At 41.5% G+C, this 15,437-nt stretch carries 16 protein-coding genes; 8 read left to right on the top strand and 8 right to left on the bottom strand.

Annotated features, from left to right (window positions below; translation table 11 throughout):
- Positions 1-5: 5 nt before the first annotated feature.
- From DCK90_RS07070 to DCK90_RS07060, 3 genes are all read left to right on the top strand, one after another.
- Positions 6-1,559 (top strand): hypothetical protein, encoded by a 1,554-nt coding sequence (locus DCK90_RS07070; protein WP_108245482.1) that lies wholly within the window; start codon positions 6-8, stop codon positions 1,557-1,559.
- Positions 1,560-1,772: 213 nt separating this feature from the next.
- A complete protein-coding gene (locus DCK90_RS07065) occupies positions 1,773-2,336 on the top strand; it encodes a hypothetical protein (RefSeq protein ID WP_159075785.1) in 564 nt (187 codons plus the stop codon).
- Positions 2,337-2,461: 125 nt separating this feature from the next.
- Entirely contained in the window at positions 2,462-3,535 is a 1,074-nt protein-coding gene (locus tag DCK90_RS07060; protein ID WP_108245480.1) for a PA0069 family radical SAM protein, read from the top strand.
- A gap of 69 nt (positions 3,536-3,604) precedes the next feature.
- Here DCK90_RS07060 and DCK90_RS07055 read toward each other — a convergent pair whose 3' ends face one another.
- The 4 genes from DCK90_RS07055 to DCK90_RS07040 all read right to left on the bottom strand — a co-directional run bounded on the left by DCK90_RS07055 (position 3,605) and on the right by DCK90_RS07040 (position 6,973).
- Positions 3,605-5,029 (bottom strand): Gfo/Idh/MocA family protein, encoded by a 1,425-nt coding sequence (locus DCK90_RS07055; RefSeq protein ID WP_108245479.1) that lies wholly within the window; start codon positions 5,027-5,029, stop codon positions 3,605-3,607.
- A 64-nt stretch (positions 5,030-5,093) separates the two neighbouring features.
- On the bottom strand, positions 5,094-5,750 hold the full coding sequence (locus DCK90_RS07050) for an HD domain-containing protein (protein WP_108245478.1): 657 nt from the start codon (positions 5,748-5,750) through the stop codon (positions 5,094-5,096).
- Positions 5,750-6,484, bottom strand: a complete 735-nt coding sequence (locus DCK90_RS07045) for a lysophospholipid acyltransferase family protein (protein WP_108245931.1) — start codon at positions 6,482-6,484, stop codon at positions 5,750-5,752. The genes DCK90_RS07050 and DCK90_RS07045 overlap by 1 nt, the downstream gene beginning before the upstream one ends.
- Positions 6,485-6,562: 78 nt before the next feature.
- Positions 6,563-6,973 carry a BrxA/BrxB family bacilliredoxin gene (locus tag DCK90_RS07040; RefSeq protein WP_108245477.1) on the bottom strand — a complete coding sequence of 137 codons (411 nt, stop codon included), beginning with the start codon at positions 6,971-6,973 and terminating at the stop codon, positions 6,563-6,565.
- Positions 6,974-7,095: 122 nt separating this feature from the next.
- On the opposite strand from DCK90_RS07040, the gene DCK90_RS07035 reads away from it, so the two are divergent.
- A complete protein-coding gene (locus tag DCK90_RS07035; RefSeq protein ID WP_108245476.1) occupies positions 7,096-7,833 on the top strand; it encodes a TerB family tellurite resistance protein in 738 nt (245 codons plus the stop codon).
- On the opposite strand, the gene DCK90_RS07030 is transcribed toward DCK90_RS07035, so the two are convergent.
- Entirely contained in the window at positions 7,830-8,984 is a 1,155-nt protein-coding gene (locus tag DCK90_RS07030) for a PepSY-associated TM helix domain-containing protein (RefSeq protein ID WP_108245475.1), read from the bottom strand. The two genes, DCK90_RS07035 and DCK90_RS07030, sit on opposite strands and share 4 nt — an antisense overlap.
- 239 nt (positions 8,985-9,223) lie before the next feature.
- On the opposite strand from DCK90_RS07030, the gene DCK90_RS07025 reads away from it, so the two are divergent.
- From DCK90_RS07025 to DCK90_RS07015, 3 genes are all read left to right on the top strand, one after another.
- Positions 9,224-9,808, top strand: a complete 585-nt coding sequence (locus tag DCK90_RS07025) for a HupE/UreJ family protein (RefSeq protein WP_108245474.1) — start codon at positions 9,224-9,226, stop codon at positions 9,806-9,808.
- Between the two features lie 85 nt (positions 9,809-9,893).
- Positions 9,894-10,331: a deoxycytidylate deaminase gene (locus DCK90_RS07020; protein ID WP_108245473.1), complete on the top strand. Its 438-nt coding sequence runs from the start codon at positions 9,894-9,896 to the stop codon at positions 10,329-10,331.
- Positions 10,332-10,345: 14 nt separating this feature from the next.
- A complete protein-coding gene (locus DCK90_RS07015; protein WP_108245472.1) occupies positions 10,346-11,974 on the top strand; it encodes a S41 family peptidase in 1,629 nt (542 codons plus the stop codon).
- A 1-nt stretch (position 11,975) separates the two neighbouring features.
- On the opposite strand, the gene DCK90_RS07010 is transcribed toward DCK90_RS07015, so the two are convergent.
- Together DCK90_RS07010 and DCK90_RS07005 are read right to left on the bottom strand one after the other, a co-directional pair.
- Positions 11,976-12,176: a hypothetical protein gene (locus DCK90_RS07010; protein WP_108245471.1), complete on the bottom strand. Its 201-nt coding sequence runs from the start codon at positions 12,174-12,176 to the stop codon at positions 11,976-11,978.
- A 9-nt stretch (positions 12,177-12,185) separates the two neighbouring features.
- Entirely contained in the window at positions 12,186-12,770 is a 585-nt protein-coding gene (locus tag DCK90_RS07005; RefSeq protein WP_108245930.1) for a MarC family protein, read from the bottom strand.
- Between the two features lie 122 nt (positions 12,771-12,892).
- Between DCK90_RS07005 and DCK90_RS07000 the strand changes: the two genes are divergently transcribed.
- Positions 12,893-13,462 (top strand): DUF3109 family protein, encoded by a 570-nt coding sequence (locus tag DCK90_RS07000; RefSeq protein WP_108245470.1) that lies wholly within the window; start codon positions 12,893-12,895, stop codon positions 13,460-13,462.
- Here the strand turns inward: DCK90_RS07000 and DCK90_RS06995 are convergent.
- Entirely contained in the window at positions 13,455-15,422 is a 1,968-nt protein-coding gene (locus tag DCK90_RS06995) for a tetratricopeptide repeat-containing sensor histidine kinase (RefSeq protein ID WP_108245469.1), read from the bottom strand. The genes DCK90_RS07000 and DCK90_RS06995 overlap by 8 nt on opposite strands.
- Between the last annotated feature and the right edge of the window lie 15 nt (positions 15,423-15,437).

The following is a 15,437-nucleotide window of genomic DNA, read 5'->3' as shown; positions in this document are numbered from 1 at the left end:
TAATCATGAAAAAATACCTGCTTCTTCTATTTAGTTTTGTACTGACAGGCATGGCCGTCAATGCGCAAAAAATGCCCGTTTCTTACGATTTTGGTGAAAAATATAAGGACCGTTACCGCTATTCGAACCTAGTGGCCATCGAAGAGGATGATTCCGGGGGTTACATATTGGTCCGTGCCTATTACCAAGGGCTGATTCTGAAACCCAAGGGCTATCTTATTGAAAAATACAATCGCGATCTAGAGCTCGTCTCTGAGTACAATTATAAACTCAAGGACCTGGATTTTGTGGACGGATTCCTTAAAAATGGCCAATTAAACCTATTGTTTCTCAATTATAACGCCAATAGGGGAGAATACGAATATTGGGTACATACAAGTCCCGTTATCAATTTTAATTTTCAGGAGAAGAAATTGCTATCCATTGCTTCGGATCCGGTGGATGATCCCGTAGGCAAAAATTACTACAACCGTGATTTTTCCAGAGGGTTTACCACTGCCATCCTCTTTAATGAAGCAAAAACAGGCTTCGTAATCAGCACCCATCACAAAAAAGGAAAGAGCAACAAGCATATGATCCATATGTTTGATACTGCCTTAAATAAAAAGTTCGAGTTCGATTTTTCTGATGAAATCGAGGAGAAGAACTATGCTTTCGAAAATGTTACTTTTTCCGAGGACCTTCAAACAGCCTATATTGTTGGTAAAGCCTATTTTAAACAACGAAGATTTAGGGTGGACGAAAGAAAGTATCAGTATGAATTGATCAAAGTATCACAAAATGCCAGTCAAACTCAGTCTTTTGTGGACCCCGGAAAGTACCCAGAAGCTTTGTACCCCGTTTTAATGGGAAACAAACTGGTCTGTACTGGTTTTTATGCCGATAGAAAGGACAACAGGTACAATGGCATCGTTTATTTTGATGTACATCCTGGCACTTTGGATATTCGTTCCCAGAAATACAATCCCTTTTCGCAGCAGTTCATGGACGATAAGTTTGGCCGGGAAGAGGACAAGGACATCAAGAACCTTGTTTTTAAAAATGTTGAGGTCACTGATAATAACGAAATATTCTTTAATGCCGAGGAGTATTTTGTAACCACGGGACTGGAGACTACAGGTGCCGGACAACGGGTGAGAATCGAACGCTATCACCATAACGACATTGTAAGTGTAAAGCTCAACACCAACGGAGACATGGAATGGGCCAGGAACATAAACAAAACAGAGGTGACACAGGGAGACGGTGCTTATGCTTCCTACAGTTCTTATTGTAAGGACGGCAACACATACTTTTTTATTTGTACAGCAGCAGAAAATCCCCAATTGATCAATAACGAACGTTTGATTTTTAAACAAGGATTTAGTCGTAACCGAAATGTGTTTATGATTTCGTTGGACGAAAATGGGGTCATGGATTATGAAAAAATCATCGACCAACAAGAAGCAAGGTTGCCACTTATGGTTTCCAAACCTTTAAAAGATGAAACCGAGGACAAGATGTTGTTCTATGCCAAAAGAGGGGGCAGAAAACAACTCGTTAAGGTAGATTTTAAATAATGAATATTTACCCGTTCCGACTAAGAAGCCTCCATTTAGGGGGCTTTTTTATTTTCCCATCATATTATAAGTGAGAAAAACCTTATAAGTAATTTTGACTATCAATTGAATTGGGCCATTCATCAATTCATAACCTGCATTGGTGAATTAGGGCAAAATACAACCGCGGAACCACCATACATTTGGAGCATTAACCCTTTAAAAAAATTCATTATGAAAGTATTAAAATTATGTAGTATCGCCATGTTGGCCCTATCAATAACGTTGATTTCCTGTTCTGGTTCAGATGGAGAAACCGGTCCAATAGGTCCTGCAGGTCCTCAAGGAGAGCAAGGAGAACAGGGTGAACAAGGAGAAGCTGGAAATGCAAACGTATTCCAGACTATTTACCCAATTGCAGAAGATTTTAGCAGTCACTTTATCGAGGAGAATTTGCCAATAGATATACAATCCTTTGAAAATTATTCATTTTTGTTTTATATCAAAAATAATAGTGGAATTGTTTACTCAATCCCGGGTTCACTGAATAAGAATACCCACTATGCTAGAGTTTTCTATAACGAGAATGAAAGTCTTTTTGCGATAAATTTTTATGATCAAATAGATGATTCTTCATATGCAATTGCTGCGGGTGATTATACTGAAGTTATTGTATTGTCAATCGAGTTTAACCCATCTACTTCAAAAAGTAGTGAAAACATCATGTCCGAACTAAAATCTGCAGGAGTTGATACTTCTGACTATAATGCAGTTGTCGATTATTTTGGATTGAAGTAAGCTAAAAGTCCCTCGGGACAACCTAACCATTAGCTGTAAAAGTCGGGCATTGCCCGGCTTTTTTTATGTAATTTTTTATTTCATAAAAAGGAAATAATCCATATATTTGGAATAAATCCAAATATATGCCGTCCAACGAATTCTTGAAGGGAAGGGGAGCTCAAAAAAATACCGACAATCGGTTTTTGAAGCATGTATTCGAAATGCGGGACGACTTTTTGGAGTTCTGCCGATTGGAAGGTGAAGAGCACGAAAGTAATAAGACCCAGTACACACCCATCTTTCCAAAGACCATCATAAACAAAGTGGACAGCCCGGATGTGGGTATGGGCTATTCCATGAATCCCTACCAAGGTTGCGAGCATGGTTGTATTTATTGTTATGCCAGAAATACACACGAATATTGGGGCTATAGCGCAGGACTCGATTTTGAAAGAAGGATTTTGGTAAAAAAAGCCGCACCACAACTTTTGGAAGCCAAGATCAAGCACAAGAACTGGAAAGCGCACACGATTGTTTTATCGGGTAACACCGATTGTTACCAGCCAGCAGAGCAGAAGTTCGAGATTACCAGAAAGTGTTTAGAGGTTTTTTTAAAGTATCGACATCCTGTGGGCATCATCACAAAAAATGCCCTGGTATTGCGTGACCTCGATATTTTAAGTGAACTCAATGAAAATCAATTGATAGGTGTCAATGTGTCCGTAACATCATTATCCGAAAAAACTAGACGCAAGCTAGAACCTAGAACGGCATCCATTCAAAAAAGGCTCAAGACCATACAAGTGTTATCGGAGAATAAAATTCCGGTAAACGCTATGTTGGCACCCATGATTCCGGGAATAAATTCACATGAATTATTGCCGTTGGCCAAGGCAGTGGCGGACCATGGAGCCCTTTCATTCGGGTTAACCGTAGTGCGGCTCAACGGGGCGATCGGCCAAATATTTTCGGATTGGATTAGGAAAGCCATGCCGGATAGGGCAGAAAAGGTGCTGCACCAGATTCAGGACTGCCATGGAGGAACAGTTAATGATAGCAGGTTTGGTACAAGAACCAAGGGTGAAGGTGTGATTGCAGAGCAAATACACGAAATGGCCCATATCGCTAGAAAACGTTATTTCAATGATAGAAACTTCCCTAGTTTAAATACAGAACTTCACGAACAATACAAGGACGGCCAAATGAGATTATTCTAAAGATTCCAATTGTTGGAAACAAAAAATGGCCCATTAAGGGCCATTCTTGGTGTGTATTTTTCAAGAGAATTATTTCAACTCCCAACCTGAGCGGTAGTCACGGGTCACCCAATCGTTGGCTTTCTCGTAGTTGGTAATCTTCATATTATCGCCATCCCAGAATAATTTTCTTCTTCCAGGGGAATTGTATGGATTCCAGTCACTTGGAGTTTTACCTTCCTGCAATTCTTTGTATTGATATGCCTTAACTGCCAAGTTGCCCATCAATACGGTTTCGGTAAGCCTTCCTGCTTTTTCAAAGTTGGAAGAGGTCGGTGTTCCGTTCTGGCAACCATCCACAAAGTTGGCAAAGTGCCCTTCGATTCCGCCAGGTACCCTATCATATTTTGGGGCCGGAGCATTGTACAGACCCATCATTTCGGAAGGGAGCAATCTAGCGTTCCTGGAATAGGTATCGCATACCAAAATACCCTTGTCACCGTAAATAACGCTTCCACCACCGGAATCACCAATGGTCTCATCATCTTTTAGTTCGTCGGGTAGGTCTGGCTTAAGTCCGCCATCGTACCAATTCAAAGCAATATCACCATGTTCTTCGTGCTCAAACTTTAAGTGGATTTTGGAAGAAGGAGGACAGGAGTGGCTATAATCAGCCTCTACAAAGTCATCTACCCAAACAGTTGTACAACTAGCTTCCGCCTCTGTTGGATACCCTAGATCAAGCACGCTAAAAGGTGTTTCCATGATATGACATCCCATATCGCCCAACGCTCCGGTTCCAAAGTCCCAGAAACCTCTCCATTTAAATGGTAGATAGGCATCGTTGTAGTCCCTCATTTGGGCAGGGCCCAACCAAAGGTCCCAATCCAATCCTTTTGGGATACGGTCTTTTTCTGTAGGCAAGGGGACCCCCTGTGGCCAAACAGGCCGGTTGGTCCAACAATCTATCGTATGTACTTTTCCAATAATCCCGGATTCTACCCATTCGCGGGCAATTCGGCTACCATCACTGGAAGCACCTTGATTCCCCATCTGGGTTACAATTCCCTGCTCTTTAGCTACTTGGGTCATCAAGCGAGCCTCATATATATTATGTGTAAGTGGTTTTTCCACATAAGCATGCTTTTTCTCGCGCATAAATGGCAAGGAGATGGTTGCGTGGGTATGGTCTGGACTCGCTACGGCAATGGCATCTATGTCCCCTAGATGTGCATCAAAAACCTTTCTAAAATCTTTATATCGTTTTACATCGGGGAACTGCTCGTAGGTTTGTTGCGCGCGGCGGTCGTCCACGTCGCAAAAGGCAACAAATTTTACTCTTCCGGTATCGTTGAGGCCGTTCATTACAGCATTTCCCCTTCCACCGACTCCAAATCCGGCTACATAAAGGGTGTCACTGGGAGCAACGTGGGTCTTTCCCAGAACATGACTGGGTACAATCGAAAATGCGGCCGATGCAGCGGCGGCATTTTGGATGAACTTTCTTCTTTGCATTATGTTTAGTTTGATATTATGTGAGTCCCCAAGATACAAAAAAGGTAAAAAGAAATCCTAGGTTTTACGATTCCCCGTTCCACTCTCTGTAAAACTGGTCGAGATAGTTCAACATAAATTGATGGCGTTCTTCGGCCAGCTTTTTTCCGGTAGTGGTATTCATCCTATCCTTGAGCAACAGTAGTTTTTCGTAGAAATGATTAATGGTGGGCGCTTTGGATTTTTTGTATTCCTCCTTGCTCATGTTGAGATTGGGCGGGACATCCGGATTATGTAACTCTCTGTTTTTAAAACCTCCGTAGTTGAACGCCCTGGCAATGCCTATGGCGCCAATGGCATCCAATCGGTCGGCATCTTGTACAATTTGAAGCTCTTTAGATGTAAACGAGGTTCCCTTCTCCAGGCTATTTTTGAAGGACATATGCTTGATGATGTTCACTACGTGATCAATGGTCTGCCCATCAACGGAGAGGGATTCTAGAAAGTTTTTTGCGGTTTCCGGGCCAATGTTCTCGTTTCCTCCATGGAATTTTGGGTCGGCAATATCATGAAGCAGGGCAGCCAATTTTACGACCGTGGCATTTCCCTCTTCCTGTTTCAATAATAAATTCGAGGTATTAAAAACACGTTCGATATGGAACCAATCGTGCCCGCCCTCTGCATCTTGGAGCTCTTTTTTTACAAAATTGATGGTCCGTAATATGAGTTGTGTTTCCTCCATTAGTTGTTGTTGACACCTGCCACGATGGTACTTTCTATTTGGGCAATAAGTTCATCGACTTTGCCTTCATTTTCAATTGGAGGATGCACCTCGAAAGTAACTTGGGAACCCAATCCCATGGGAAACTTTCCGTAGCGCAACAATTTCCAGGAGTTATTGATGCTGATGGGGACAAGCAAAGCTTCGGGTACATTTTTCAGCATTACTTTGAGACCGGTTGTCCTGAATGGCTTGGGCACTCCGTTCCTGCTTCGGGTACCTTCCGGGAAAATAACGGCACTTCGGTTGTTCTCATTAATGTACTTGGCCAATTTTTGAAGCTCGGAAATGGATTGTTTAGGATCTTTTCTATCGATCAAGGCCGAGCCACCATGCCTTAGGTTATAGGAAACGCTCGGTATCCCTTTTCCTAGCTCTATTTTACTTACAAACTTTGGGTGGTACTTTCGCATATACCAAATAATCGGAGGAATGTCGTACATGCTTTGGTGATTGGTAACAATAATAAGAGGCCTGTCCGTTGGGATATCCTGATTGTTCTTGAAGCTGTACCGAGTTCCCAGAACGTTGGTACATCGCATAATGAACCAATTTAATATGGAAACGCTTTTTTTGTGCGCATTGTACCCGAACACTTTTAGGCAAAACCATTGTATGGGATGGAATATGACCAGAACCAGACCAAACAGCAAAAAGAATAAAACGGTTAGGGGGTATGACAACAGTTTTAGCACGGATACAGGTTTAAATTTTGGTAAAAATAAAAAAACCACCCATTTGGGTGGCGTGTTCATATCTTAATTTGCCTGATTTTAGCAATGCTCGTTGTATGCTTCCATCAAGTTTTCTGCGATCAGCTCGGCAGGTCTACCTTCAATATGATGTCTTTCAATCATGTGAACCAGTTCGCCATCTTTAAAAAGGGCCATACTTGGTGAAGAAGGAGGAAACGGGACCATATGGTTTCTTGCCGTGGCAACAGCTTCCATGTCCACACCGGCAAAAACTGTTACCAAGTTGTTCGGAGTTTTGCTGTTATGTAAGCTCAATTTAGCGGCTGGCCTTGCATTGGCTGCGGCACAACCACAAACCGAATTCACCACTACCAAAGTAGTGCCATCCTTTTTTAGGGCTTCATTTACGGCTTCACTTGTATGTAGTTCTTCAAACCCGGCACTGGCCAAGTCTTCGCGCATAGGTTTTACCAATTCTTCTGGATACATAGACTTCTTTTTGATTATGTTACAAAGATACGGTATTGTTAGGATTTTTTCATCACCGTTAACATTGCATAAAGCTTTGTTTCTTAATCAAACCCCTATCTTTGCGCTTTAAATTTTCAAACATGATCAAGTGGATAGCCGCCTTGCTCGGTTATTTTATGTTTAGATTTCCCGGTGCGGTATTAGGGTTTATCGTAGGGACCTTTCTGGATAATTTTGGAGGTTCAGGGAAAAGGTCCGGCTCCATTTTCGAAAATGTGACCAGGCAATCGGTCTCCCCGGCCGATTTTGAATTGAACCTACTCTCACTTTGCTCCATAATTATTAAGGCAGATGGACAGGTGAACCAAAGGGAGCTCGATTATGTACGGCAATATTTTTTGAGCACGTACGGGAAGGAAAAGGCCAATGCCATCTTCAGGACTTTCAACGATGTGATCAAAAAGAGGGAGATATCGGCGCAGCGCATCTGTACTTTTATGGTGCAGCGTACCCGGTATGAGGTTCGCTTGCAAATGCTTCATTTTTTGTTCGGTATTGCCCAATCCGATGGGCAGGTTAGCAAGGCAGAAATTCAAAAGTTAAGGGAGATAGCAGGGTACTTTCGGGTAAATCAGCACGATTTTGAAAGTATTATGGCGATGTTCATCAAATCTACCGACAACTCGTACAAGATTTTGGAAATCGAGAAGACTGCTACCGATGATGAAGTGAAAAAGGCTTATAGAAACATGGCCAAAAAGTACCATCCCGATCGGGTGGTGACGGAAAATGAGGCCATCCGTAAAGGTGCCGAGGAAAAATTCAAGGAAGTTCAGAAAGCCTACGAATCCATTCAAAAGGAAAGAGGTTTGTCCTAAGCGGTGGCCAAACTTTTTCTTCGCTTGCTCTTCTTTTTAAGTTTGTTAATATAAATGATAGTTCCCGTGATGGGCAAACTGGTCGCGATCAAGCAGGCCAAGAAATATATCCATTTGCTAAATGTTCCGTAAATGGTACCCGTATGGATTGGCTTGATGGCCGAAGCAATTTTAACGTTTAGCGGTTTGTCCGCATAGATCTCTTTGCCGACCACCTCCCCGGAAGTATGGATCTGTAGCCTATCTTGGGCAACTGTGGACCAAGAATTGTCCGCCAGTTTTCTGAAACTGTAGATGGGGTTCTTATCGTTGGGCAGGCTTACCGATAGTTCTCCCTCATAGTTGAGCTCTTTGTTGGCCAAGGCTATGGCCTCTTCCAAACTGATTGATTTTTCACTGTCGAAGCTTTCCAAATCAATTTCCGGACCTCCACCTCGATTGCCGAATACTTTGGTACCCATAATGGCGCTTAATCCGTCGCGGTAGCCTTCAAACGACCAGCAAAGACCGGTAATTCCCATGATTAGGATTAAAATACAAGCATAAAATCCTAAAGTATTGTGGAGGTCATGGTTGATGCGTTTCCAGTTGGCATTGGTCCTTATCTTAAAGCCAGCTTTCACGGTTTTCCATTTTATCTTTTTGGGGAACCATAGCACAATTCCGGAAATGGCCAATATCATAAAAATAATGGTGGCAATGCCCACAATCGGTCTTCCCCATTTAATGTCCATCATTAACCATCTATGCATACGGAACATACTGAACATAAACTTGTCTATTCCCGTATCTTCCGGGGCTAAAAGTTCCGCGGTGTAAGGGTTTATATCGTATGTTGTTCCCCTTCGCTGCTTGAGGTCTTCTTTAATAGAAAATTCATACGGAGAGGTTTCATCGGTTGGAATGGTGATGGATGTGAGAATTCCTTTTTCTTGGATTGTAGGGTCATTTATCAAATTGGAAATTGACTTTTTGGTTCCTACGGCCTCAACCTTCATGTCCTCTTTGAACCAGCCCTCGATTTCTTCCTCAAAGGTCAGAATAGTTCCGCTAAGGCAGACCAAGAACAAAACAATACCGCTAACGAGTCCCAACCAAAGGTGAACGTCGTTGATAAAATCTCTAATTCCGTATTTCTTACTTTTTCCCATACCGATTGTTAAGCGCTCATATTATTTCAACTGGATTAAATGAATCAAATTCCGGTATACGACTGCACATCTGTTCAATCGTTTAATTGATTTAATGTAGAAATCCAATTTTCGCAAATATAATGGCTGGTCCCTAAAACAAAATCATTATTTGGATTAATTTAAAATAAATTCCATGGGGTTTGCCCGCTTTTGGATGAGGGAATGTTTTTTATTGGTAAATTTGAAAACAAAACTTCATGCAAGAATTTCTGTTCTACATAAAATTGGGACTTAGCCATGTTTTGGATTTTGGAGCCTACGATCATATCTTATTCTTGTCGGCCCTTGCAGTTCCGTTCACTTTTAAAAGTTGGAAAAAAGTACTTGTCTTGGCCACTATTTTCACCATTGCCCATTGTACATCGTTGGCATTGTCTGTCTATGAAGTCGCAACGGCAGATGTTGGTCTTATTGAGTTTTTGATACCGGTCACCATTTTGCTTACGGCCTTGTTCAACTTTGCATATGTGTTCAAAGAATCCCTGGACATTGGTCTTTTTCTGCATATTTTGGCGACAGCTTTTTTTGGTTTGATACACGGTTTTGGATTTTCCAACTATTTTAAGATGTTGATGGCTGAAGAAGAGGACAAGATTACTCCTCTATTAGGTTTTGCGACCGGTATAGAATTATCGCAAGTGACCATCATATTGGTTGTGTTGGCTATTGCCTATGTAGTTTTAGGTTTTTTGAAGGTAAAAAGGTCTATTTATATTGCGGTCGCTTCAATTTTGATTATAGCCATTACAATACCCTTGCTCATAGCTACGTTCCCCATATAGGCCCTTAGTTAAATTTTATTGAAGATGGTTGTGAGGGTCTATCAAAGCAGGTATATTTATTTAATTATCAGCATTTTTTTGATTTATGAAGGCGAGCAAACAAGAAAAGTACGATAAAGCCTATTTGAGGATGGCCCAAGAATGGGGGAAATTATCGTATTGTAAAAGAAGGCAGGTCGGAGCAATTATAGTTAAGGACAGAATGATCATTTCCGATGGGTACAATGGGACTCCTACTGGATTCGAAAATTTTTGTGAAGATGAGGAAGGGTACACCAAATGGTATGTCCTTCACGCTGAGGCTAATGCAATTCTCAAAGTCGCCTCCTCTACACAGTCTTGTGAAGGTGCAACATTATATATCACATTGTCCCCATGCAGGGAGTGTAGCAAGCTAGTGCACCAAGCTGGCATAAAACGTGTGGTATACCAGAGTGCATATAAAGACGACTCTGGAATAAAATTTCTGGAAAGGGCAGGTGTGGAGATTGTTCATTTGCCAGTTCTGGAAGAAATGGTTTAAGACCATATTGCTATATGAAAAAGATTAAAGGATATATTTGGCCCACACTACTTGCTTTGGCAGTAGCCATAGGTATTTTTATAGGGGGCAAACTCCATTTTAACGATTCCCCGGAAAAGCTCTTCTCCACCAATTCAAAAAAAGACAAGCTCAACCGGCTTATCGATTACATTGACTACGAGTATGTGGATGATGTGGATACCGATAGCATCGTGGATGTAACGGTCAATAATATTTTGGGCAAGTTAGATCCTCATTCAGTATATATTCCAAAGGATGAAATGAAGGATGTTGCCGAAAATATGAAAGGGGACTTTGCGGGAATAGGTGTTAGCTTTTATATGTACCGTGACACTATAACTGTGATAAGAACTATAAAGAACGGCCCTAGTTATATCAGTGGTATAAAACCTGGTGATCGTATTCTTATGGCGGACAAGGATACACTTTACGGAAGAAGAATCGCCAATGATGATGTGGTCTCCACCCTAAAGGGTAAAATTGGAACCAAGGTCAATTTAAAGGTTTATAGAAAGACCGATAACCAGATGATGGATGTTTCTGTGGTCCGTGACCGGGTGCCCATCAGAAGCGTTGATGCCTACTATATGATGACCAAGGATATGGGCTATATTAAAATAAATCGTTTTGCCGAATCCACTTTTGATGAGTTTAAAGATGCTTTGCGCAAATTGAAGCTAAGAGGTGCTGAAAAACTGACCTTGGACCTAAGGGACAATCCTGGGGGGTATTTAGGCATAGCCGAAAAATTGGCCGACGAGTTCTTGGGGGACGATAAGCTTATTCTCTTCACAAAGAACAAAAAAGGAAGAGTCAAAAAGGCTTACGCTACTAAAAAAGGTGATTTTGAAGATAGAGAGGTATATGTGCTAATCAACGAACGCTCGGCATCTGCCAGTGAGATCATTGCAGGAGCTTTACAGGACAACGATATAGGTACCATTGTAGGTCGCCGTTCCTTCGGAAAAGGATTGGTACAGCGAGAAATGGATTTAGGAGATGGTTCGGCTGTTCGTTTGACCGTTTCACGCTATTATACACCAACGGGGCGTTCCATCCAAAAATCCTATAAAGACGGGAACCATGACTATTACCAAAGATTCATGGAGCGCTACGCCAGTGGTGAGCTTCAATCGGCAGACAGTATCAAGGTGGCGGACTCATTAAAGTTTGTTACGCCCAAGGGCAAGGTGGTATATGGCGGAGGTGGAATTATTCCAGATGTTTTTGTTCCGATTGGAAGCAATCAGGAAGAAGCTATTGAGAGCATGGACGATACCTATCAGTTTTTTGCACGTTTTGTTTTCGAGCATTTGGAAGAAGACAGAACCATGTACGATGGATATGAGCAGAACCAATTTTTGGACGAATTCCAAGTAGACGATATCCTTTTTGACAACTTTATCCAATTTGTGCTGGACCGTAAGATAAAACTGGATTTTTACGCCTACGAGGACAAGATAAAGGCGTTCATAAAGGCGAATATTGCGGAACAACTGTATTCGCCAAACCTATCGGCCCAAATAAAAGGAGAGTACGACCCAATGCTCAAAAAAGTAAAGGCTTTGGACAAGGCCAAGATTGATGAATCCCAACTAGGGGCAATAGACATCAAGCCTTAACTTATTTCTTCAGTTTTTTGTCAATCTTTTTGGAAGTCATAAAAATCAACATCAATACAATGGCACTTAAAGAGGCAACAATCCCGATCAGGGCGATTGTACTGTCACCTTGTATTGGATTTTCAAAATCTACCAAGGTCACATTGTAGGCAATAAGACCCAATGCGAGTATAATTAAAACTAAAGCAAATGTCTTGTTCATATCAATGTTTTAAGCAGCGTGCGATAGTAGCCCGTTTATATTGGTCACAAAAAGCTTTACGGCTATTGCCATAAGAATAACCCCAAAAACTTTTCGGATAATGTTGAGTCCGTTCTTTCCCAAGATGCGCTCAATTCTGGCACTGGATTTAAGCACGATGTATACAAAGATAACGTTTATAATAATGGCCACTATAATGTTCTCCACATGGTATTCCGCCCGCAAGGACAATATAGAAGTAAGTGTTCCCGCACCCGCGATCAACGGGAACGCAATAGGTACAATCGAGGCGGTCTCAGGTTCATCATCCTTGTAAAGGGATATTCCCAATATCATTTCAATGGCAAGGAAAAAGATGATAAAGGCCCCGGCGACAGCAAAGGAATTTACATCGATGCCTATCAAAGAAAGAATGCTTTCACCAACGAACAGAAAGGCAATCATAATCGAAATGGCCACAATGGAGGCCTTTTCGGATTGCACATGACCCACCTTGCTTCTGAGCGATAAAATAATAGGGATGCTTCCTAAAATATCGATTACAGCAAACAATACCATTCCAGCGGTCGCTATTTCCTTAAAATTAAAATTCATGGTGTCTTTTTTTTTGGACGGCAAATTTACGGGTAAAAAACACTTTTGGATCATATAAAGTGTTTATAAATCATCAATTTTTTGGTTTTGATTTACCTTTGCCCAAAAAGTAAGGACATATTATGTTCCAGATAGGAAAGACCATAGTATCCGAAGAGATACTGGAAAATGATTTTGTTTGCAATCTGAATGCTTGCAAAGGAGCTTGTTGTGTGGGTGGCGAGTATGGTGCGCCGTTGGAGGATTCCGAGACGGACAAGTTACTCAATATTTATGATGAGGTGAAGCCTTATTTGCGCCCGGAAGGTATTGCTGCCATTGAAGAACATGGGGTTTTTGTAAAAGGAGAGGATGGTGAATGGGAAACCCCTTTGGTGAACAATAATGAATGCGCTTATGTGATTTTCTCTGATGACGGGATAGCCAAATGTGGACTGGAAGCTGCTTATGAAGCCGGTGCCACCAAATGGAAAAAACCTATTTCGTGCTATCTGTATCCGGTTCGTACAAGGGAATATTCGGAGTTTACCGCAGTCAATTACCATAAATGGGAAATCTGTGACCCGGCTTGCTCCTTGGGTAAGGAATTGAAAGTCCCTATCTACAAGTTTGTAAAAGATGCTTTGATCAAAAAGTTCGGAAAGGCCTGGTACAAGGAATTGGAGGAAGTAGCTGCAGAAAAGACTAGATAGTGGGGATGTCCAGTACAACTTTGGTTCCAATGGGATCACCGTTCTCATCGAACAGATCCAAGATATCCACATCAAATTTGTTTTGATAGTCCTTAGCGAAATTTGCCAATCGTTCCTTGGTAATGCGAATACCCAAAGACTTTCTTTTTAGTACACGGTTTTCCTTGTTAAGTTCGGCCATTGTTCTTCCCACGCCGTTGTCCACAATTTCAATCGTGACATGTCCCCTGTCCTTGTGCTTTACATTGATCTTTATTTTCTTTTCACCTTCTTTGGGAGATAGCCCATGCCATAGGGAGTTTTCGAGAAAAGGCTGAAGTGTCAAAGATGGGATTTTGATATTATCTATATTGATGTTCTTTTCTACTTCTATTTTAAAATCTATTTCGTTGGAGAACCGGATATTTTCGATATTCATGTATAGCTCCATGGTTCCCAGTTCTTCGGATAGCGGGATTTCCTTTTGGGAAGATGCTTCTAGAATTTTTCGGACAAGTTTGGAGAACTTGTTCAGATAATGAACGGCATTTTTTTGTTCGTTGTTTATAATATAAAGTTTGATCGAGTTCAAGGAGTTGAACAAAAAATGAGGATTCATTTGGCTACGCAGCATTTGTTGCTCCAAAGTGAGTACTCTTTTCTCGTTCTTGCTCTGGTATTGCCGGTAAAGAATATAGAGTATGGATGAAATTAGCCCCACGATCAGTGCACTTACCAGAAGAGTTGTCTGATTTTTTTTAAGCCTTAGCCGAACGATTTCGTTTTCTTTTGCCAAAACCGCGATCTGGCTGTTCTTCTTGTCGTTTTCGTACCTAACGATAATATCGTTCATGTACCGTAGGTTGGTTGCACTGGAAATTTCCTTTTCGTATTCACTGGCCTTTTTATAGGACTCATAAGCTTTTTTAAAATCTCCTTTGGCGTTTTCTAGATCGGACATCTTTTCATACGCGTACAAAATATTACTGGGCATATTTCGGTTTTGCGCCATTGTAAGTCCTTTTTGGATAAAGGTTTCGGCTTCATCATAGTTGCCCAATTTGGTATGCGCCCATCCCGTATTGATATAGACTAGGCCCGTTACGGAAAAGTCCCCGATTTTTTCGGACTCCGAATGTAGAGGCTCTAAAAGGACCAACGCCAAATAGGGCATGTTCTGTTTAAGATAGATTTGCGCCAGACTGTTCTTGCATATAACACGGCCTACTTCCGAATCGATTTCCTCGTTATAGGCCAAGGATTTCCTGTAATTTTCCAAAGCCTCTTCCAAATCGCCCTTTTCCTCTAGGCAATGCCCAATATTTTGATGGTTTATGGCCAACCCCAATTTGTTGCCCAGTTCCTCTTCCAGTTTCAATGCCCTTCTAAATTGTAATATGGCCAAATCGTACTGCTCCAAAGTTTGGTACAGGTTTCCAATGCCATTGAGGGCAACATTGATACTTCTTTTAATATGGTTGGATGGGTTCTCGATTTGTTCTGCCAGTTCAAGTGCCTTTTGGTGATAATCCAATGCGGTCTTTATCCCATCGGTACGTCTGTAGACTACCCCCAGCATATTTAAACTAAGCACTTTAAAATCAATATTGTTCGCTCTTTCCGAGGCGGCCAAGGCTTGTTCGTGCAATGCAACGGCTTTCTCATATTCGGAAAAGTTCCGATACTTCATACCTAATTGGTTCAAGGCATAAGATTGTCCTTCCAAATAGTCGTTTTCTTTACTAAAGTTGGTAAAATATCTTAATAGTGTGGTGTCCCTTTTTTCGGAATATAGCTCTTCATCGAGTGCTTCGTAGGTCTTGGGTTTAAGTTTTACCAGTATCTCCGTTTTCTCAATAAACTCGTCGGTAAGGTTTTGAGCATGTAAAGAAGATAAAAAAGAGAACAGCAAAAAGGTGACCAGAGACCCGGTTCGCGCTCGAGGTAGGTTTTTAATAAGGAGGAACTTTACTATAGGCACAGGAACATTTTGAGA

Source organism: Muricauda brasiliensis (genome assembly GCF_003057865.1).
Taxonomy (GTDB): domain Bacteria; phylum Bacteroidota; class Bacteroidia; order Flavobacteriales; family Flavobacteriaceae; genus Flagellimonas; species Flagellimonas chongwuensis.
Note: the sequence above shows the minus strand (reverse complement) of the source record. Positions and strands in the feature narration are given on the sequence as shown.